Origin of the sequence: Paractinoplanes bogorensis (assembly GCF_018829635.1) — a bacterium.
Taxonomy (GTDB): domain Bacteria; phylum Actinomycetota; class Actinomycetes; order Mycobacteriales; family Micromonosporaceae; genus Actinoplanes; species Actinoplanes bogorensis.
The window spans coordinates 92,804-113,656 of the sequence record NZ_JAHKKG010000018.1 but is presented as its reverse complement, the minus strand read 5'-3'; the positions used below and the strand labels follow the sequence as shown (position 1 = coordinate 113,656).

At 71.8% G+C, this 20,853-nt stretch carries 17 protein-coding genes; all 17 read right to left on the bottom strand.

What is annotated here, in order from left to right:
- Positions 1-12: 12 nt before the first annotated feature.
- The gene (locus KOI35_RS42675) at positions 13-624 is read right to left on the bottom strand and encodes a hypothetical protein (protein ID WP_215795452.1); all 612 of its coding nucleotides are present in this window, start codon (positions 622-624) and stop codon (positions 13-15) included.
- On the bottom strand, positions 621-1,970 hold the full coding sequence (locus KOI35_RS42670; protein ID WP_215795451.1) for an IQM protein middle domain-containing protein: 1,350 nt from the start codon (positions 1,968-1,970) through the stop codon (positions 621-623). The genes KOI35_RS42675 and KOI35_RS42670 overlap by 4 nt, the downstream gene beginning before the upstream one ends.
- A complete protein-coding gene (locus tag KOI35_RS42665; protein WP_215795450.1) occupies positions 1,967-2,308 on the bottom strand; it encodes a hypothetical protein in 342 nt (113 codons plus the stop codon). The genes KOI35_RS42670 and KOI35_RS42665 overlap by 4 nt, the downstream gene beginning before the upstream one ends.
- The gene (locus KOI35_RS42660) at positions 2,298-2,678 is read right to left on the bottom strand and encodes a YbaB/EbfC family nucleoid-associated protein (RefSeq protein ID WP_215795449.1); all 381 of its coding nucleotides are present in this window, start codon (positions 2,676-2,678) and stop codon (positions 2,298-2,300) included. Before KOI35_RS42660 ends, KOI35_RS42665 begins: the two co-directional genes overlap by 11 nt.
- A gap of 47 nt (positions 2,679-2,725) precedes the next feature.
- A complete protein-coding gene (eccB, locus tag KOI35_RS42655) occupies positions 2,726-4,165 on the bottom strand; it encodes a type VII secretion protein EccB (RefSeq protein ID WP_215795448.1) in 1,440 nt (479 codons plus the stop codon).
- Between the two features lie 51 nt (positions 4,166-4,216).
- A complete protein-coding gene (locus KOI35_RS42650) occupies positions 4,217-4,966 on the bottom strand; it encodes an AfsR/SARP family transcriptional regulator (RefSeq protein WP_215795447.1) in 750 nt (249 codons plus the stop codon).
- A 119-nt stretch (positions 4,967-5,085) separates the two neighbouring features.
- Entirely contained in the window at positions 5,086-6,120 is a 1,035-nt protein-coding gene (locus KOI35_RS42645; protein WP_215795446.1) for a hypothetical protein, read from the bottom strand.
- A 12-nt stretch (positions 6,121-6,132) separates the two neighbouring features.
- Positions 6,133-6,741, bottom strand: coding sequence for a hypothetical protein (locus tag KOI35_RS42640; RefSeq protein WP_215795445.1), 609 nt, complete (start codon positions 6,739-6,741; stop codon positions 6,133-6,135).
- A 10-nt stretch (positions 6,742-6,751) separates the two neighbouring features.
- A complete protein-coding gene (locus KOI35_RS42635; RefSeq protein ID WP_215795444.1) occupies positions 6,752-10,534 on the bottom strand; it encodes a LamG-like jellyroll fold domain-containing protein in 3,783 nt (1,260 codons plus the stop codon).
- Positions 10,531-11,838 (bottom strand): baseplate J/gp47 family protein, encoded by a 1,308-nt coding sequence (locus KOI35_RS42630; protein WP_246614708.1) that lies wholly within the window; start codon positions 11,836-11,838, stop codon positions 10,531-10,533. Before KOI35_RS42630 ends, KOI35_RS42635 begins: the two co-directional genes overlap by 4 nt.
- A 1-nt stretch (position 11,839) precedes the next feature.
- The gene (locus KOI35_RS42625; protein WP_215795442.1) at positions 11,840-12,214 is read right to left on the bottom strand and encodes a hypothetical protein; all 375 of its coding nucleotides are present in this window, start codon (positions 12,212-12,214) and stop codon (positions 11,840-11,842) included.
- 13 nt (positions 12,215-12,227) lie between these two features.
- On the bottom strand, positions 12,228-12,563 hold the full coding sequence (locus KOI35_RS42620; protein WP_215795441.1) for a hypothetical protein: 336 nt from the start codon (positions 12,561-12,563) through the stop codon (positions 12,228-12,230).
- A complete protein-coding gene (locus tag KOI35_RS42615) occupies positions 12,563-14,224 on the bottom strand; it encodes a hypothetical protein (RefSeq protein WP_215795440.1) in 1,662 nt (553 codons plus the stop codon). The genes KOI35_RS42620 and KOI35_RS42615 overlap by 1 nt, the downstream gene beginning before the upstream one ends.
- On the bottom strand, positions 14,212-14,580 hold the full coding sequence (locus tag KOI35_RS42610) for a hypothetical protein (protein WP_215795439.1): 369 nt from the start codon (positions 14,578-14,580) through the stop codon (positions 14,212-14,214). Before KOI35_RS42610 ends, KOI35_RS42615 begins: the two co-directional genes overlap by 13 nt.
- Positions 14,577-15,077 carry a hypothetical protein gene (locus tag KOI35_RS42605; RefSeq protein WP_215795438.1) on the bottom strand — a complete coding sequence of 167 codons (501 nt, stop codon included), beginning with the start codon at positions 15,075-15,077 and terminating at the stop codon, positions 14,577-14,579. Before KOI35_RS42605 ends, KOI35_RS42610 begins: the two co-directional genes overlap by 4 nt.
- 13 nt (positions 15,078-15,090) lie before the next feature.
- Positions 15,091-18,216: a coiled-coil domain-containing protein gene (locus KOI35_RS42600; protein WP_215795437.1), complete on the bottom strand. Its 3,126-nt coding sequence runs from the start codon at positions 18,214-18,216 to the stop codon at positions 15,091-15,093.
- The gene (locus tag KOI35_RS42595; RefSeq protein ID WP_215795436.1) at positions 18,213-20,852 is read right to left on the bottom strand and encodes a pre-toxin TG domain-containing protein; all 2,640 of its coding nucleotides are present in this window, start codon (positions 20,850-20,852) and stop codon (positions 18,213-18,215) included. The genes KOI35_RS42600 and KOI35_RS42595 overlap by 4 nt, the downstream gene beginning before the upstream one ends.
- Position 20,853: the final 1 nt, after the last annotated feature.

Below are 20,853 nucleotides of genomic sequence, written 5' to 3'. Positions count from 1 at the left end.
CCGCCCGAAGTGCTACATCGTGGTGATGTCGGCCGGGCGGAGCCGGCTCAGCTCGAGAAAACTGGCGATGACATCGGCCGGAGCGCTGGTGCCGCCGTACAGCAGCGCGAATGTCGAAGATCGAGGATCGACCGACCCCATCAGCGCGACCTCCTCCCCCGTCCGCAGCCGCAGAACCAGCACCGGCAGCTTGCCCTCCCCCGCCGGCACCTGGTCGAAGGAGAACCCGACGGCCCCGGTCAGCTGCAACGTCGGCCGATTCACCTGGGCGATCACCGGCGCCTGGCCGAACGAGGACCACGCCGAGACGTCGAGCTTGGTGAACTTCGGCGGCGGCCACGGTCGCCGCTCCTCGAGCAACGACCCGACCCGCCGGACGAAATCCAGCAACTCGGCCGACGAGAACCGCCGGCTCATCTCCGCCGCCTCGGGATGCAGACTTCCCGCCCGCACCGTCGAGTCGATCGCTTCGGCGAACGACGCCACCGGGGACGCGAACAGGCGTCCGTCGATCAGGTTGTCGACCATGCGTGCGGCCGTGGCGTCGCTCAGGTCGGGGGCGCCGTCGATCGGATAGAGCAGCTGGTTCATGACGCCGCGGGTCTCGTCCGGATCCATCGTCATCGTCTTTCGCCGCCCCATCCGTACTGTGCGAAGCCGGGATCGGTGCTCAGCCCCTGATCCCGCAGGCTCTGTAGTGCGATGTCGTTCTGCGAGGCCTTCGGATGGTAGTGCCCGCTCTGATCGGTCATCGCCACCAGCCGGCCGTCGCGCACCTCGATCTCGCCCGCGCCGACCACCGATTCGCCGCCCAGCAGCGACGAGTGGTGGATGTGGCCCGGAGCCTGATCGAGCGTGGCATAGAGGTTACCGCTGCCGTCCATCACGAAGATCGCGCGGCCCTCCCCGGACCAGTGCGTCGAGCCGGTCGACGTGTCGTACAGGCTGCCGTCGGCCGCACTGCGCAGATTGCCGTCGCCGTCCACGAACAGCCGATGCGCCTCCCGTTCCGCCTCGTCCATGTAGTGCACGGTGCGCGGCGCGAAGGCTCGGTTGGGGTTGTCCGGATCGTTCTCCCCGCGATACCGATCGCCCAGGTGTGCATCGGCGGGCAGATCGTTTCCCGTACGCGGCGGTGGCGGCGGATCCCCGTCGCGCCATCCACGCCCGGGCCCGGGCGTACGGGAGCCCCCACCGGTGATCTTGCTGAGCAGCCGAGCCAGCTCCTCCTTGAGCCCGGTCAGGATCTCGCCGAGCGAGTTCACCTTGGGCAGCAGCTTGCGCAGGCTGTTGAGCAGCCCCCGGATGAACGTCTGGATCTTGTCGACCCACTTGGCGACCAGCGCCGCCACCTGCCCGATCACCACCGGTGTGGCGATGCCGAGGGTCAGCCCGGCCTCGGCGAGCCATTGCGGCAGGCGGGCCGCGAGCGTGCCGACGAACTGCGCGATCAGATCCCGTACGATCCCCCGCACCAGCCCGACCAGCAGCCCCGCGCCTTCCACGGCGTACGAGATGCCACCCGCGGCCGACGAGATCCCCTGCATCACCTGGGCCGCGGCGCCCGCATGCTGCCGGTACGCGTCCCCCGAGGCGCCCAGCCAGTCGGCGATCTCCCGCTTGATCGCGTCCAGATACTGCGCCTGGGCGTCGGCCGTGAACTTCGCGACGTTCTGCCAGGTGGTCGCGTGCGCGGCGATCGCGTCGGGGTTGCCGGCCAGCCAGTCCAGCGCCTCCTTGAGCGGCCGGACGTGTTCCATCAGCCACGACACGCCCCACGACACCAGCGATCCGAGCGGGTCGATGGCCAGCCCGAGGATGTCGAGGCTGCCGCCGACCCCGCCCAGGGTCCCGTCCACCCAGCTGTTGTTCTGGATGCCGCTCGACACCTGGGCCGCACTCTCGACCAGACCCAGGCCCGTGTACCAGGTGGTGGAACTCTGCTCCGCGGCGACCAGGGGATTCGTCACAGCGGCAACTCGATCGCCGGGCGGTTGCCGTCACCCGCCCGGGTGATCCGGTGACCGCTGGAGATGTCCGTCGCCGACATGTCGGCCGCGGTGGCGCGCAGCTTCGCCGCCGACTCGCCGAGCACGTCCACCGTCGTGTTCAGTGCGTCCAGCCCCAGCTCGAAGACCGGGCTCAAGATCCCAGGCAGGAACTGACAGAGTTTCCCGTACGCCTCGGAGTCCATCGCGACCTCATGCACCGCGCCCCGGGCCGTCTCCATGGCGTCGGCCGCCCGCTCCACGCTGCCCGCATGCCGTTCGACCTGGTAGGCCGGGAACTGGACCTGGTCAGCGGCCATCGTCCGGCTCCGGATCGCCCGTACGCTCCGGGAAGCGTGACTCGAACGAATGGATCACGGCCCGCCCGGTCTCGGTGTCGGACCCGACCGTCTGCTCGACCTGCCCGGCCACGCGCCCGGCCAGTTGTGCTTGGGCGTCGCGCATCACGTCCATGACGCGGCGGGCCAGTTCGGGCTGGCCGGTCAGCTCGAGCGACTCGACCTGTCCCGACGAACCGACCGTGACCTTGATCGACCCGTCCCGGCTCTCGGCCGTCCCGGTGAGCGCCGCCACCCGCCGCGACAGCTCCGCGGCCCGTTCCGCCTGCGCGCTGACGCTCGCCGTCCAGTCGTCCAGCCAGTCCTCGGCGGCATCGATGTCGTACGGCATGGCTCCCCTCCCGTGTCGACGGCCACGCACAGGGTAACCACGCGTGTCTATCCGGCCACGGCCTTCGCCGCCTCGATGCTCAGGGCCGGTCCTTCGGGCAGGAGGCTGACGATCTCCGAGAGCATGTTCTGCGGGGTGGCCTGCCCGTACCCGAGCCGGGTCAGCGCGTCGGTGTCGCCGATCGCATGACGGACGCCGTTGTCGGTGACGATCGAGAACGTTCCCGAGCCGGCCGGAGCGCTCCCCGACGGCACCGAACGAACCAGCACGCCCTTACCGAACGGGACACTCACCCGGTCGGCCGCCGCCGCCCGGGAGTTGACCGGCGTGCCGGTCTTCGCGGCCGCGGCCGCCGGAGCGATGGCCGTCGGGTCGACCACGATCTTCGGGGTGGTCGCCGCGTCGGGGAACTGGGCACACGCCGTACCGGAGATCGCGGCCAGCGTCGGCACCGTCTTGGGCAGCTGATCGGCCCCGGCCGGCAACGGCCCCGAGTCGAGCGGAAGCCGGGCGAAATCGCTGGTGTTGATGGTCACCGGCGACCCGACGTCGGCCGCCGGATCCGCCTGCAGCAGCCGCGCCTGCACCTCGGTCAACGGCTGAACGTCATCACGCCGTACGACCGCCCACTGGTCACCGTTGGGCCCCGGCGCTCGCAGCAGACGCCCCACCGGCGCCTCGACCACCCGGGACTGCTCGCCCAGCCCCGGAATCCGCGGCGTGCTCACGTCGGGCCCCTGCGGCAGCGAGTTGAGCCAGGCCGCCGTCACTGTCTGGGCCTGCCGCCCCGCCCACCCGAACGCCGCCAGCGCCACCGCCGAGTTGGCCAGCCGCAACTTACGGTTCCCGAAGACGAGGAAGGTGTTCTGCTGATCCGGCACCCGTACGAGCAGCGCCTCACCGGCCGCATCGGCCGAGGCCACCGCCAGCGCCCGGCCGCCGCCCACCGCCCCCGTTCCGATCAGGACATCGGTGCTGGACGCGGCCGTGCCGACTCCTTGCACACAGACCGCCCACGGCTCCCGGATCAGCTCCCGGCTCTGCGGAAGCGAGTTGGGCGCATCCGGAATCCCGAGGGTGGCCCCGAGCTGCACCTTCTCGTCCCGGCGCAGATCAGCCAACCGATCCCGCCGTACGGTGGTGGCCTGCCCACCCGACCCTTCGGCCAGCAGCAGTCCGGAGGCGAAGTTGAGCACCGGATGCAGCCGGTCGTCACTCTTCACATAAACGAACTGGGCGCCGGTCTCCTTCTCGATGAGCACGCTGGTGGTGCCGCGCAGCTGCGTGGGCGTACCCCGCCCGGTGATCACGCCATAGACCAGCACACCCACCAGCAGCAGGGCCGCGATCATCGCACTGACCAGCGTCAACGTCAGATGCCGAGGCCCCCGCCGACCACCCGGGTCGGGATCGTGGTGGGTCAGGGCGCTGACGATGCGCTGCATCGAGTACTGATGCCCGTGCAACTCTTCGAGGCGGGTGGCCATGGCTGTCCTTCGCAACGCTCAAACCGGCGGCCTCCACCTTAGTAACCACTGTCAGCTTGCGTGGGGGCGCGCGACGCCGCCCAGGACGAGAGAACGCAACCCGTCCGAGGGTTCGATCTCGAGCGAGTCCAGCAGCAGCTCCCGATAGGCGTGGTACTGACGGCGGGCCTCACTGACATTGCCCTCGTCGAGGTGGGCCTGGATGAGGGCGCGCTGGGCGCTCTCCCGCAGCGGCTCGGCTCCCACCGCGGCGAGCCCGGCGTCGATCGCCTCGCCGGACCGGCCGGCCGCGGACAGCTTGCGGCACAGCGCCTCCAGGGCGTGGATGCGCAGCTGCCGCAGCCGTTCCCGCTCGAAGACCAGCCACTCCTCGTCCCACTCGGGCAGCAGGTCGCCGGCCAGGTCGCGCGGGTTGCAGTCCGCGTCGTCGAGCGTCGTCCCGGCGTCGAACAGGCGCTGGATCTGCCGGCCGACACGCCGCACGTCCACGTCGACGACTGCCGCGACGGTCAGATAGGCCCCCGCCCCGGCGAGGCACCCACCGACGATCCGGCGGCTCTGCCAGAGAGCGGTACGGAGACTGGCCGCGGCCCGGTCGACAGTGGTGTCGGACCACAGCGTGGCGGCGACCGTGTTGCGATGCTGCGGGCGCTCGCGCACGGCGAGCAGGGCGATGACGCGCTCGACGTTGGCCGGCAGCGCGAGCACGCTCCCCCGCTCGCTGAACTCGAATCCGTGCAGCACCCGGACGCGCATGGTGGCGGCGCCGTCCCGTATCGGCGGCAACCTCTCGTCGGTCACCCGCACATGACCCACCGCCCTCCGCAACGAACGAACCCTCGACGTTCCGAAGGCCATCGTCGGGGATTTGCGGAGGGTGCGTTGTCATGGACCCGTCACACCGGGCGAGGTTCCTCCTTTCAGCAGCAGTGCCACTCCGGAACGTTGACGGCGATCACCCGAGCGCCGCCGAGAACGAGACCATCGGTGGTGCGCTGGACGACATCGATGACGTGCACCTCGCCCGGTTCCCCGTTGCCCTCCAGGGCGAAGATGACCGGCACCTCGGCGCCGGGCACCGCCTTCATGCACAGTGTCTGGTCGCGGCCCTCGGCGGTGACCAGCGTGAACTTCGCCCGCCGCTCGGCCGGCCGCAGCGGGGTGGTCTCCGGCATGCCGGTGAGCACGAGCGTGCCGCCCTGAGCCAGGCGGGTGCGCTCGCGCGGCTCGCGCAGACAGGCGGCCGGGATCGGGCGAACCTCGGCGCCGTCGACGAGGTCGACGAAGCCCTGGGCCAGCAGGGTCTCGGCCTCGAGCGGCCCGAACGCGCCGATGTCCTCGGCGGTCACCTCGAACTCGCCGTTCTCGGTGCCCGGGTCGCCCATCCGGAATGTGATGAAGGTACCGACCTTGTTGGCCGACCTGACGACGGTGATGTTCTTCCAGCCGTGATGCCGGTCTTCGATGACGTTGAGGACCCCGCCGGTCACGCGGGCGCCGTCGGGCGGCGGCGTGTTCTCGACGAAGGCGTTGGCGCCGACACAGATGTGGCCCTCGTCCGGGTTGGGCGAGTTGATCAGGTCGGCGGCGGTCGGCTGCCATGTCACGTGGGCCACGCCGGGCGATGCCTTCGACACGATCCCCTGGATCGTCGTGATCCGCCCGGCCGCGCCGCCTCCGCTGGCCAGTCCCGTCTGCGGCCCGACGCCACCCTGGGTGAAGTCAGAGACCCACACCTGGACCTTGACGCCCGTACGCGAGTCGGCGTCGACGCTGTCGACCTGGACGTTGATCACCGTGTCCTTACCGGTGGTGGCCCGGGTGAGGGTGTTGCCGTCGACGTCGGACAGCCAGATGGACGGCGAGGCCCAGAAGGCGGCCCCGGCCGGGATCTCGGCGGTGCCGAGGTCGGCGGCGTCGTACTTGATGTAGAGATCTCCGGGCACCTTGGGCATGGGAGTACTCCTTCAGGACGCGATGTGGGTGATCTGGAAGGCGTCGAGCCGGACGACCGCGTTACCGGGCGCGGTGTCCAGTTCGGCGGTCAGGTAGTAGCGGAACTGGTCGTTGTCGACCCGGGAGATGGCACCGGGAGGCGCGCCCTTGGGCGGGCCGGTAAAAGAGCCGTTGGGGGCGCTGATCGAGACGATGAGCTCGGTCGTGGCGCCGGCCGCGATGCTCTGCCGGCGCAGCCCGACCTCCAGGTTGCCGCTGTCCTTGCGGCCGAAGATCGCCAGCCGCAGGATCGTGACGCCCTGCGGGAGCTGGACCGCCATGAACCCGCTGGCCTGGGTGGCTCCCGGCGGTTTGACGGCGCCACCGAGGACGTGGTCCCAGCGGTCGCCGAGGGTGGTGAGCGTCGGGGCCAGCGTGGTGTTCACCTCCTGCGCCGTGGGCGCGCGGCCCAGGCGGTCGAGCTCCTTACCGACGTCGTCGACGACCCCGGCGATCAGGTCGAACTCGTTCTCCAGGGAGTGGAAGCGGTCGTTGAAGCCGTTGTCGCCGGCCGCCCGCACCCGGTCGACGTTGTCCACCCAGTCGACGTGCCGGAACTTGGGCTCGTAGTTGACGGTCATCCGGTTCCTCCTAGGGGTCCAGGCCGAAGGTCCAGCCCGGTGGGCGCGGGCCGCGGGCGCGGAAGTCGGGGTACGTGTACGGCGGGAACGCCTCGAGCAGGGCGTCGCGGAGCTCGAGCACGTGCTCCCGGACCGCTCGGGTGTCGATCTCGACGCCGACCGGGCACAGGTGGTTGAGCACGTTCATCACGAGGTCGTACTGGTCCTTGCGGACGACGACCTCGCCGCCGGCCGCCTCCAGGTCGAGCAGAGCCTGGGCGAATCCGACCCGCACGGTGTACGGCGGGGTGCCGCCCGGCTGCTGCAGCACGACACGCACCTGCACCGGCCCGGCTTTCCCACCGGTGAGGGTGATCCGCGACCCGGTGGTGCTGGACAGCTGCGCCTGGGCGCCCCCGGTGACCCGTACCGTCCAGATGAACCGCTCGCCGAGCCCGAGCCCGAGCGGCCAGGTCGCCTCGAGCGACGCGTCGGCGGCGTCCAGCACGGACACCGTCATCCGCCCGGCGACGTAGACGTGCCCTCCGCCGGTGGCGATGGCGGCCGGGTCCGGCTGGGCGACCGAGGGCGGCGTGTGGGGTGTGCCGTCCGCGTGCCGCCGATGCAGCCGGCCACCACCACCGAGGTCGCCGACGTAGACCAGGTCACCGGCCGGGTCGAGGGTCACCGAGGTGGGCGTGCTACCGACGTCGGTGAAGGCCGCCCGCAGGGAGGGTGCGACGCCGAGGTTGACGACCCGCAGGCAGGGCACCTCAGGGAGGGTCACATAGCCGAGGGTGTCGCTCACCGCGAGGCCGGCCGGCACGCCACCGGCCAGGTTCAGGTCGGCGCCGGTGAGCTGGAACTGGGGCAGGGCGACGGAGCGCAGCCGGCCGTTCCCGGTCGTGATCCACAGCCGCGCCCCGCCGGGTTCGCAGGCCATCGCGGTGGGAGCCACGCCGAGGTCGATGAAGGCGGTCACCGTACGGGTGACGGGGTCGATCTCGGCGATCCGGCCCGGCAGCATCGCGACGTACGCCCGGGCCCCGTCCGGGCGGAAGGTCACGGCGATCGGCGCGCCCGTGACCTGGATCCGCCCGGCGACCCGCCGGTCGGCGGTGGTGATGACGGTGACCGTGGTGTCCCCGGTGTCGGCCACCAGCAGGAGGCTCTCGTCGGGAGCGGCGGCGATCGCGATCGGGCTCAGCCCGGTCTTGACGCAGGCCTTGACCTCGCCGCCGGCCGGGTCGAGCGCGCTGACCGTCTCGGTCTCGGTGTTGACCGTCCACACCAGGCCGGCCGCGACGGCGAGCGCGGCCACGGTCAGCGAGGACAACGGCGACGACCGGATGCCGAGTTCGACGCTCGAGCCCACGGCGGTCGTTTCCGGGCCGTCGATCACCACGTCCGGGGACAGACCGCAGGCCAGGGTCAGGGTGGTGCCGTCGCTGGCCACGAAGTCGAAACCGGCGGCGTAGGCGAGGGCGCCGAGCCGGGCCAGGGTGGTCGTGGAGCCGCCCAGCCGCAACGTGATCACATAGCCGGAGCCGGCCGGCCCGTCCGAGGCCGGATCCCACGCGCTGGTCAGCTCGGGATCACCGGGCGGCAGCAGGGGGACGAGAGTGGTCAGACGATCGGCCACGGCCGGGTGCACGCGGCGGCTCTCCGGACCGCCGGTCGCCCGGAACCGGACGGGCGCCGGCACGAGATAGACCGGATGCGTACGGTCCTCGGGGCGCAACGTCGCGGCCGGTGGCGTGCCCAGGCTCTGCCCCGCGTCGAGCGTCGCGACGCCGATCCGCAGGCGCCGGTCGGCGATGAACGCCTTGCCCCGGTCGCGGACCTGCACCGTGACCACGAGCGGGCCCGGCCGGTCGGCGGTGAGCAGCACGTCCCGCTGGTCGCGGCGGCTCGAGACGCCCGCCCGGCCGCCCCCGCACGGGATGACCGACCACGACACGGCAGCGCCCGGCGGCGGCGCGGGCTCCAGGCGCAGCGCGAGGGTCTGTCCCGTGAGCACGTCGAAACCGTTCTGCGGGGTGGCCGTTCCGCCCGGCCCGGCGATGATCTCGACCGAGTCGGTCGAGCGGGCCGACGCGTACAGGTCGGTCGACCGGGGGGCGACGAAGCCGAACCCGGCCCGCAGGGCGAAGCCGGCGAGCCGGCCCGGCGAGAAGACGTCGTGGGACAGGATCAGGGCGCGGCCGGTGGCCCGCAGGTCGGCCGCGGCCGGATCGAAGCCGGACCGGACGGTGAGCCCGGCGGGGAGCACGTCGAGCATGGCCCGCAACGCCGCCCGGGTGCCGGGACGCATGAGCGGGCTGCCCTGGAAGCCGGCCCGCGGGTCGGTGCCGTCGACCAGGATGCGGTCGGAGAAGGACGCGTCGTCGGCGGGGGTGCCGAGCACCTCGGCCTCGGTGAGACGGATCCGGCCGGTGTCGTCCATGGTGCCGCCGGCCGGGACCTCGAGGGGAAGCACGGAAACCACGCGGGTGGCCTGCACGAGAGAGGCGTTGACGTCGTCGACGACGAACGGGGTCGCCACGCCGGCGATCGGGCCGGCCACGTCGTTGACCGCGTCGCGCAGCCCGGCCGGGGTGGGCAGCACCCAGCGGCGGAAGATGCCCAGCCGCTTGCGGTAGCTGTCGTCGGCCTCGCCGAGCACCGGGAAGAACGTGTCCCGGGCGGCCGCGGACAGCCGCACCTCGTCGATCGTGCCGGTGAACGAGCGCCCGATCCGGACGGGCTGCGTGTTGGCCAGCGATCCGAGCCCCGCCAACGGTTTACGGTCGGCGATCGTGCCGTCGACGACGAGACGTACCGCTCCGGCCGCCCGGTCCACCACGGCGGCGAGGTGGGTGAAGCGGGCAGCGGAGAGGCTGCGGTTCGCGTACAGCTCGATGACGTCGGTGCCGTCGCTGATCAGCAGCCGTACGTTGCGGGGCAGGCCACGGCCGAAGTCGCCGACCCCGAGCTGCCAGCCGGGCCGGGTCGCGTCGGACGGGTCCTGTTTGGACAGGATGGTGCCGTCGCCGGGTTTGACGAAACACTCGGCGGTCAGGCTCGCGGTGGCGCCGGTCGCGAGCTCGGCGTGGTGCGCGACCGTGATCTCCGCGCCGGGCGAGAACCGCATGCCCGTCCCGAAACGGCCGGGTACGCGGGCCTCCACGTCCGCGGTCGCCACGCCCGGATGGCCGGGACCACCGGAGTAGAGCACCCACGCATCCCGGATCGGTGTGGCCCGCTCGTCGTCGAGGTGGTAGAGCGCGATCGTGTCGTCCTGCTGTGCGTAGGGCAGCGGCGGGAACCGGGGGACACCGAGGTCGTAACCGATCAGGTCGAGGGTGGCGCCGGTGGCCTCGCCGATGATCCGGGCCCGGGTGCGCAGGACGTCGGCCTGCCCGTCGAGGACGTCACGTTCGGCCGCGATCGTCCACAGCAGCCGCGCCATCATGCCGAGCAGCGCGGTCAGGCGCCACGGGCCGGGCGTGACCGTCCGCAGGATCGCACCGGGCGGCGCCTCGAAGCCGAACGACGTGCCTGCGGCGGTGCCCGGCGGTACCCGTACGGTCAACTCGCCGTTGCCTCCCCCCGGAAGGTCGAAACCGACCGTCACCACGGTCGCGGCGTCGATCGGGCTCACGGCCATCAGGGTGTACGCGGGGCGGGGCTCGACGCCGAACTGCGCGTGATGCTCGGCGAAGTCGTAGGACGCGACCTGCCCCGACGGCAGCAGCGTCAGCTCCAGCAGGTCGGCGCCCCGGGCGAACGGCACGGTCAGACCGGCCGACATGCGCGGGAGGGCGGCGGTCATCGTGGTGTCACCTCCACCTCGAGCAACGCGGAGTCGACGGTGAACACGGCGATCTCGGTGGCGGCCATGACGAGGTTCTCCCCCGGCCCGGCCTCGACCACGTCGGACGCGAACCCGACCTGCCCGAGCGTGATCCGCCCGAACGCGGGCGGGCAGCGTCGCAGCCGCAGATTCTGCACGTCGCTGACCCCGGGCTGCTCGACGAGGGCGCGCATGACCTGGCTGAACAACACGTCCCCGCCGAGCACGAGCCCGCCGACGTCGGCGGCGAGCCGTTCGGTGAGCGCCCCCACCAGGGCCTGCGAGTCGTAGCCGGGCCGGGTGACCAGTTGCGCCCGCAGCCCGACCTCGATGTGGTCGGCCTCGACGACCTGCGGGTGGATGCCGACCGGCCGCACCCGGTCGACGGCCTCGGTGACCTGTTCGAAGATGCCGGTGACAGTGCCCGGCGGCTCGGTGCGCCAGGGCCGGGCGAACTCGTGCGCGACGACCACACTGAAGAAGTACGGCTCGCCGACCCGGCGCTCGTCGCTGAACAGGCGCTGATCGAACGGGAACGCGCCGAAGTAGCTCTGTGACACGTCGACCCCGCCGAGCGGATCGGACAGCAGCACGTCGACGACCCCGGGCACCGTGAGCACGGCATCGCGTACGGCGGCCGGCGTCCACATCGTGCGGGACCGCCCGAGCAGGCGCGCGCGGTAGGTCTCGTCGTCCTCCGGCTCGGCGCCACCGGTGAACGCCTGGTCGTTGGTGACGTCGAAGCCGGTCGGCGCAACGATGCCCAGATGGTGCCGCAGGTAGTCGGGGTCGATCGCGGTGATCGCCCCGGCCGGCACATCGCCGCCGGCCCCGGCCGCGAAGGCCCGCGCCGGCACGGTCACGGTGTCGGCGTTCTCGCTGAGCCGGGCCACCACGGTGGTGTGCAGGACGGCCCCCGGCGCGACGAGGACGGTGCCCTCGGGCAACACGTACTCGCGGCCGGGCTGCGGGCTGGTGACCTTGACGGTGACCCGGCCGGTGGCGAACCGGAACGGGCGGCCCAGGCCGACGTCCTCGCCGAGCCGATCGAGGTCGGTGCCGACCGCGGACGACAGGAAGTTCGCGTGGTAGAGGTCCTCGAGGCGCCGCCACAGCCGGGCGTCCTCGGCCGCCGCCACCTCCAGGATCTTCCGGATCGGGCTGGTCGGTGACAGGTCGACGTCGTCGCCGAAGACCGCCCGGGCCCGGGCCGACGACTCGGCGAGCAGGGTGTCGAACTCCTTGCGGACGAAGCCGTCCGGTGTCACCCCGAAGTCGGCCATCTCAGGCACCGACCTCGAACGTCAGCTCGCGCGCGGTGCCGTCCACGACGATCAGCACGACCTCGACCCGCCAGAGCCGTTTGCCGGGGTCGGGCGACACGGTGACGTCCTGGATCTCGCGGACCCGGGGGTCGCTGCCCAGGGTCCGCACGAGGCTGAGCCGCAGCAGATCCTGCGCCGTACGGGCGCCGACGGCCTGGGTGAGCACGGGGACGAGGTCGAGGCCGTAGGTGACGGCGAACCGGTCGGTGCCGAGCGGGGTGAGCACCCGCAGGGTCAGCGCCTGCACGGCGTTGGCGAGCCCGGCGACCGTGGCCATCCGGCCGCCCGCCATGACCAGATCGCCGTCGCGCAGTTCGAGGCTGTGGCCGAGCATCACGTCCTCCGTCTCAGCTCGCTTGCAGGATGGTCTGGCCCGCCGACTGCACGACGAGGGTGCCGGGCGGAACGCCGTCGGTCAGGCCGCTCACCGTTTCGAGCAGCACCTTGCTGCCGCCCGCCGTGAGCTTCGCCGCGGTGCCGCCGATCACCGACGACACCGACTTGCACTGCGACGTGCTGCTCGACTGGGTCGTGCCGCAGCCGCTGACCGTCGCGCCGTCGAGGTCGCCGTCGATGAGGACCGCGGCGCCACCGGCGACGAGCTTGTCCTGCCCGGCACTGATCCGGACGCTGCCGCCGTGACCGCAACCGATCTTCGCGTCGGCGTTGAGGACGGCCGCCATCAGGACACCTCCACCTTGGAGCCGCTCAGGGTGATCTTGCCGTCGTCGAGCGTGATGGTCGCCGAGCCGCTCTTGAGCGTCACGGTCTTGCCGCCGCTGTCCACCACGACCGCCCCGTCCTTGTCGACAGTCACCTTGGTGCCGGAGGAGTGCTCGATGACCAGCTCGCCGTCCTCGGGCAAGTCGGGCCGGTCCCCCACCTCGGGCAGCAGCTTCGCGCCGACCGTGATGCGCAGCCCCTTGGCCTGCATCACCCGCCGGCCGGTCGCGTCGGTCAGGTCGCCGACGCCCTTGCCGGTGGGCAGGCCTTTGCCGTCCAGTTCGGTCGGCAGGCACAGCCACCAGTCGCCCGGCTTGTTCTTCGGCGGCTGATAGCGGGTCGGTTTCTCGGGCCAGAGGAAACCGGCCACCACGGCGTCGTTGACCAGGCCCCGGTTGTGGGCGAGCAGCGCGCGCATGCCGGGCAGCACGGGCACGACCAGTCCGCAGCGGTGGAAGGCGAACGGCGAGGACATCGGCCGGTTGTGCAACTGCGGGGTGTCGTCGACCGGGGTCTCGACGCTCGGCGCGACGGTGGCCGCCTTCGGGGTCTGCCCGTAGCGCAGGTCGGCGAGGTGCTTGTCGTGGTAGGCGGCGACCTCGCCCACGTCGATGGCCGGGTTGCCGGTGCGCACCGACTCGGCGACGTCCCGGATCCGGTCGGCCACACCGTCGGCACCGGTCGTGCGGGAGGCGGGCCGGCCGGCCTCGGCCACCACGAGGCCGACCCGGCAGGTGTAACCCTGCTTGTGGTCGAAGACGTGGTGGGCCTGCTCGACGCGCAACGTCCCGGCCGGCGCGTCGCGCGGATCCCCGGGCTCCAGGATGACCGGCATTCCCGGACGGATCCGCGGGTCGCCGAGCACCCCGACCTCCACCGCGGTGCGTGGCTCGGATCTCGCCGCTCGCTGGAAGAGGTCCTGCGGGTCCTCCTGTACGTGGTCCAGCTCGACGATGTTGTCGTCCGCCGTGAAGTGCAGCGCCTCCCCGGTTCCGACGACCGGACCGATCCTGATCATCTCGTTGCCGATCACCAGCGGCGCCTCGGCGGCTTGCGCCACCTCCCGCAGGGCCTGCAACCCGTCGCCGGCATGCAGGCTGAAGTCCTTGACCGTGGGGAGCCCGGCCGCCGAGAACCGCAGGTCGCCGGCCGCCGCCGCGATCGACCGCACCGCCTCGGTCAACGGGTGGTCCCCCGCCTCACCCGCGGCCACCGAGGCTTTGAGCAGCTTGTAGCCGGCCAGCTCGAGGCCCCGCAGGGTGGTGATCAGGTCGCCGTTGCGGCCCACGCTCGTACGGATCGAGGTGAGCACCCCGCGCAGCAGCGGGTCGGCCCGCCCGGCCGGGTCGTCGAAATAGCCGAGCCCGATGGTGATCCCGGCCGGCTCGCCCCCGGCGACGGCCTTGGCGTGCCGGGTCTTGAGGGTGTCCACGACGTCGGCCGGCAGGCTGGTCAGCACCACCGTGAACGTGCTGGCGGCCGCCCCGCTGATCAGGTCGACGGTGATGTCGGCATCGAGGACGTACTCGCCGCCGAACACGTCGTTGGAGATCCGCAGCGGCAGCAGCCCGCCGAGCCCCGCGCCCTCGATGCTGACCTGGAACCAGATCACAAAACCCATCGCGCCGCCACCCCCACCAGAACCTGCGACCCGAACGCCCCGGCGGCGCCCAGATTGCGCGGGTCGACGATCATCGTGACCGCCTTCAGGACCACCTCGGCCCCCTGAAGTTCCAGGCCGGGCACGAGTTTGCGGCGCAGCACGGTCCGGGCCGGGCCGGGCGACTCGCGGGTCACCTCCACCGTCATGAATGCGCCCGGCCGGGGCAGCACGAGCGGCTCCCCGCCGTCGAGAAGGGACTCCTCGACCACGGTGACGGTCAGCGTCACCACGTAGGTGGCCGATCCCAGCGCCAGCCGGAACGCCTGGGGGAACCCGTCGTCCGGGTTGACCGGCAGCCTCGCGAACGCGGTCATGGCAGCGGCTCCGTGGCTCGCCGGGGTGTCGCGCCCGGCGGTGGTGGCGACGGGGTCAGTGGTGTGCCGGAGGCGAGCGCCATGTCGGCGACCTCGCCGATCACCGCGGTGACGTTGGAGCGGGGCACGTGACGCAGGGTCAGGCTCACGTCGAGGGCCTCCCGTTTGCTGACCGACTGGGTGAACCGCAGGCTCGTGATCTGCATGTCGAGGCTGTACGTCAGGCCGCACACCACCGGGATGCCGGTGACGGCGAGGGCGGGCGCGACCGCGGCGATCATCACCCGGGACACCAGCGCGAGCGCCTCGAGCTTCTTCTTGTCCCGCATCCGGTCCGGACCGGCCAGGATCGCCTCGATCGCGATCGTCTTGGTGGTCGGCGCGATGGCCTGCGAGAAGCGGCTGCCCGCGATCCGCTCGATCTCGTAGCCCTCGGTCATGGTGATGCTCTGGACGTACAGCAGCGACACGTTGCCGACCATCACGGGCGTGGCCATCTCCCCTCCCCTCCTAGAGCCGATAGGTGCGCGGGTTGCCCGCGTCGAGCCACTTCTGGAACGCCTTCTTCGCGGCCTCCAGGCCCTTGGCATCGAAGGACCCGCTCACCGCCGGATCGTCGAAGAGCGCGAGCATGCGGCGGCCGACGGAGGGCATCTCGCCGGCCACCGACGGGTGGTAGAGATAGAGCAGATCGTCATAGCCGGTGCCCGCGTGCGACACGAGGTCCTTGAGCAACTGCGGCTCGGAGACGGTGGCCAGGTCGCCGAGGTTGGTCTTGACCTCGACGCTGACCCGGCCCCGGGGCAGGTCGGCGAGAATGTCGACCACCCGGTTCGTTCTCGGCGCCTGAAACTCCAGGGCGGTCGCGCCGAATTCGGCGATCAGCGTCCGGGCCGCGTACAGCTCACCCCAGCCGCCCTGGACCGCGAGCTGGAACCGGCCGGCCTTGCCGACCTGACGTTCGAAGATGTTGCGCAGCACGTCGCCGATGCCGGTGAGCCGGCCGGTGGGCAGCCGGCCGGCGATGTCGTCGATCAGCCGCAGCATGTCGCCGCGGTCGGCGGCGGCCAGGTCGAGCACGGTGTCCCAGGCGAAGTCGCCGGTGTCGTCGGCCAGCTTCGCGAGCCGGTCGAGCCCGGACAGCTCCTGGTCGGTCAGGTCGGCGAACCGGGCCGCGAGCCGGTCCCGCCGGGCGGCCACCTCGGCGGCCTCGGCGACCCGGTTCTGCCGGCGGAGCCGGGCGATCTCCTCGTCGAACTCGGCCAGTTCGGCGAGCAACTGCTGCCGGCTGCCGGCCCGCAGCCGCTCGGTCACCGCGGCGGCCATCTGCGAGATGCGGGCGGACAGTTCCTCCAGCGCGGCGGCCTCGCCGGCCGCGATCCGGTCGAGCAGGCGCTGATAGGCGGCCGGATCACCGATCTCGGCGCGGCGGGCCTCGAGGATCTCCAGCAGCATGTCGACCGCGCGGGTGTCGCCGCCGTTCCGCCGCAGCAGGGTGAGGTAGACGTCGCCGCCGGCGTCGGCGACGAACGCGAGAGATCGTTCCCAGTAGGCGAGCGCCTCCAGATAGCGGGCGCCGAGCCGTTCCACCTGACCGGGTCGCAACGTGCCGACGGCCCGTGACCACAGCGCGAGCCGTTCGGCCGGCACCGCTTCGACCAGGTTGGCCAGCACGCCGCGCGGCCAGCCGGTATCGAGCAGTTTCCGCAGCGCGACCACCATGTCCCCGGTGATCCCGCCGACCTGCGCGGCCCGCCGGTCGAATCGTCGCGCGAGGGCGAGCGCGTCGGCGAGCCGCTCCACGTCGGCGGTGACGTTCTGCGCCTTCGCAAGCCGCCGGACCACCGTCCGGCTCGCCCCGGCCGGCACGTCGAGCAGCTCGGCGAGACGCGAGATCTCGCTGAGATGCCCGGCCGGGAGCAGCCGCAGGGCCTGCGCGGCCGCGGTCTCGTTGCGCAGCTGAGCCAGCTTGGTCAGCGCCGACACGAACCGGTCCAGCTTGCCGATCTCCTCGGCCACCTCGGCGGCCTTCCCGAGCCGTCCGAGCGACGACAACACCTTGAGCAGCGCGGCGACCCGGTCGGTGAGCTGGACGCCCTTGAGCGCGGCCCGGATCTCGCCGATGCCGACGAACCAGCTCAGGATCTCGACGACCAGGGCGGTCTCCAGCCGCTCGGCCAGATCACCGCTGATCCGGGCGCCCGAACCCCTTTTCCCGTACGTCTGACCGAGCTGCTCGGCGTACTCGAGGCCGGCCATGGCCGTGCGGATCGCCTCGCCGGCCTGCCCCGCGATGAGGACCAGCATCATCACCGCGGCCGGGTCGGGCGGGATCCGGGTGGCGGCCTGCACGACGAGCGCGAACTCGGCCAGGTGTCCGATGCCCTCCAGCAGCTCGGCCGGCGAGTGGGTGAACAGGTCGGTGAGGCCGTCGATGGTGGAGCGCACCCACAGGCTCACCCCACCGGCCTGGTTACGCAGGTGCCGCAGCGGGTCGATGCCGCCGACCGGCAGCGTCTGGAGGTCGAGGAAGAGAGACAGGACGTAGGACAGGCTCATCGGCCGTATCGGGCGCGACCGCCCGAGCAGCAGCAACAGCTCGACGATGTCGCCGTCGAGCGTGGCGAACAGCCGCTCGTAACCGCCGGCGGCCCGCAGGATCGCGGCCATCGCTTCCAGCTCGCTGGTGGTGCGGGCCGAGGCGAGCAACTCGACGATCGCCTTCTTCTGCCGGGCGCTGGGCCACCACAGCTTGCCCAGCACCAGCAGGAACGCGGCGCGCTGCTCCCACGGCATGGCCGCGAAGACGTCCCGGTCCATGGTGACGATGCGGGCCGCCAGCACGTCGTCGTCGCTGGTGCCCGGCTCGGCGCCGGTCCCGGCCGCGGTGAGCTGCTCGGTCGCGACGCGGGCCAGGTCGGCCGGGTCGGCCCGCTCGCCGCTCGGCGTACGGGCGAACTCACGCTGGACATCGGCCGGTTCCCAGCGGGCATCCCGCTTGAGGTTGTAGACGAAGTGGCCGTCGCCGGTGGCGGCCAGCACGACCCGCATGTCCCGTAGCTTGAGGATCTCGCCCACCTCGGTGCGACGCAGGCCCGGGATCGCGGGCGCACCCTCCGGCGGCGTCTCCCGCAGCCGCCCCAGGTCCCGCACCCGGAGCTGGGCCTCGAGCGGTGTCATGACAAACCGGTCGGCCACGTGGTCGCCGGTCTGTTCCAGGACCGCGAAACCGTGCGCGCCGTAGAGCGCCCGTCCCCACTGCACGGCCCGGGCCAGCGACGACGAGGTCAGGTGCAGGTCGCCGCCGGTCCAGACGAAGGCGGCGGCGGACAGCCGGATCACCGGTTGCGGCGCGAACGGCGAACGGATCAGCACGTCACCGCGCGGCAGCCGCACCGGCACGGCCACGGGCGCCCCGCCGGCGTCAAAGCTGGGCAGAGTCCACAGCGGACTGTCCGGATCCGCGCCCCAGGCACCGTTCTCCGGCGCTGCGCCGACCGGGCTCGAGGCCGCCGGGGCGCCCAGAGCCTGCCGCACCCCCGCGATCACCGCGGCTTCCACGGCGCGGCGCACGGCCTCGTCGGCGTCGCCCGTCCAGCGGACGATCACCGGGGTCTCGATCCGGACGGCGTTCATTCGGCCGACGTCCCCGGGGTGTCCCGCAGCTTGAACTTGACCTGCACGGTCTCCCGGTTGCTGTTCGGGTTGTGGAACTGGAACGTGAGGTTGTTGGCGTCGATCGCCTTCTTGTAGTTGTCCTCGAGCGCCTTCTCCAGGTCGTGGTCGAGGCTGACCCGCCGTTCCTGGACTCCGATGTCCGCGGCCTTCGGCCAGTTCACCAGCCCGGCCGGCGGGTCGGTCACCCGGACCAGGGGCGCCTTGCCGGTGGCGGGGAACTCGAAGCCGGCCTCGTCCAGGAAGCGGAGCGCATCGGCGTCGCCCTTCGCCTGCGTCCAGAACTCGTCGCGCACCTTGTTGTAGAGGTCGAACATCTCCTGCCGGGAGGCGTGGTCGAGGTTCCGGCCGCCGACCACCTTGGCCCGCGCCCGCTCCCAGACCGGTCCGAGCGGGGTGCCGCTGATCTTCTGCCCGATGACCCGGCGAGTCCGCGCGACGGCCTGCCGCTCACTCTCCCCGGCCAGACGCACCAGGTGCTCCTGGCCCAGCTGGACCCGCTTCTTCGTGGGCACCCGGATTCCGTCGATGGCCGGCTTCTGGCCGCCGGTCACACCGGGGCGCGCCGCCTCGCTCTCGATCGCCTCGGAGATCTCGTCGGCCCCGGCGAACAGGTCGGCCGCCTCCTGCCCGGCCCGCCCGGCCTCGCCGCGCAGCGCGCTCTCGGTCGCGCCCACCTTCAGCTCCCGGGCCGTGTTCGTGTCGAACAGGCCCATGTCCTTGAGCACCTCACCGACCTCACCGATCCGCTTGGCGTCGCGAATCGGCCGCCCGGCCTTGACGTCATGGGCGGCCTGCTCCAAGATCCGGGCTCCGGCCGTGCCCGGCGCGACCCCGGTGAACGCGCGGTAGGCGGCCCTCGCCTCCGGCTCGCTGAGCCGATAGTCGCGGGCCAGGGTACGTACGGTGACCGCCGCCCGTCCCGCCTTGAACACCTTACCGGCCGCCGGGAGCAGCACGGACGCGGCGAGAATGCCCCGCTCCACCGGGCCGAGCTTGTTCCCGAACAGGTCGTAGCCGAACGTGGCCTCCCCGGCCGCCACGATGTTGCCGACGATCGGGATGAACCCGATCGCCGTCTCGATCGCGGTCTGCCAGGCCGGGATGTCGATCTCGACGTCGTACTTCTCGACCGTCGGGTAGGCCCGGGCCAGCAGGAGAGCCTCGTACTCGGCCGGATGCCTGGTCAGCCAGTCCCGGAAGTCATCCTCGGCGCTGGTGGCCGAGAAGCCCTTGGTGCCCATCCGCGACATGATGTCGCGCAGGAACTCCCGGCCGATCAGCTCACGGACGGCGGTCTCCCGCTCCGACTGCCAGACGAGGTAGCCGACACCGTGCTCCCGGTCCTCCTGTGTGTACGGTTCACGGACCCGCCACACCTGGGACTTGAGCAGGTGGAGCACGGCGTCGAGCTTGCGTTCGGAGCCGGCCCACTCGGCCTCACGCTCGACCTCCTCGGCCGCCTCCTTGTCCCGGCGGACCTTCTCGGCTACCTCCGCCTCGATGTCCACGGTGACCTGGCGTACGTACAACCGGGTCCATACGCTCACCGGGTCGTACCGTTCCAGCGCGGCGTCGCTCTGCCGGTCGAGCCAGGTCAGGTAGTTGCCGAGGGCCGTCTGGAGGCGCCGGGCCTCCACCGGCGGAACGGTTCCGGCCCGTCGCAGCATCGAGTTGGCGATCTCGAGGAAGCGCAGCCGGGCCGGGACCGGAAGTGGCGTCGCAACGGGCCGTTCGATCCGCTTCCCGAGGTCGTCCGGTCGAGGCGCCGGCCGTGGGAGGGGCTTCGAGTCGTACCAGAGCAGGCCACGGGTCGGGCCGTGGCCGTTCGGTGCGTAAAGGGTGCCGCGAGCCGAGACGGCCACCCGCACCGAGGGGTCGGCGTCGATCACGCCGTCCAGGAAGGCGCGGACGAGCAGGTCCGGCAACGCCGACGGCAGCAGGCCGGTGAGCAGCAACGGCTTCTCCAGCGCGGGCAACACGAGCTGCCCGCCGCGCAGCTCGTAGTCGCCGGAGATCTCGTCCCGCCGGCGGGAGCCGAAGCGCACCTCGATGCGTACGGTGTCGCCGGGCATCAGATAGCCGACGTTCGGATCCATCCGCTGCTGGAGGTCGACGACGGCGTCCTCGGTGTCCGGCGGCAACTGGCGGCCGAGAGTGGCCCACGCGCCGCTGAGGCGCATCATCTGCACCACCCGCATGAGGTCCTCGGGTTCGAGCGCGCTGATGATCCGCAACGCTTCGCGGGCCTCGGCATCCGTGATCGCCCAGTCGAGGATGCCGGTGTCGAGCAGATCGGTCACGCGACGCAGGGCGGCCTGCTGTGCGGCCGGGCCGCGCACCGGGATGCGTACGGGCTGGGAAGGTCCTTGATATGAGGTGATCAGGTAACCGGTGTCGTCGTGGCGCTGCGACTCGTATCCCTCGGCGGGAACGTCGGAGGTGACGGGTGGAGACGTGTCGAGCAGGCCGCGGACCTGTTCGGCCCGGCGGCGCACCAGACGCGAGATCGCCTGCTCCATCCGTACCAGATCAGGGTCCGACGGAAGACCGATCAAGCGAACCTTGATCGGCACCCGGACCTCGATCTCCCCCATC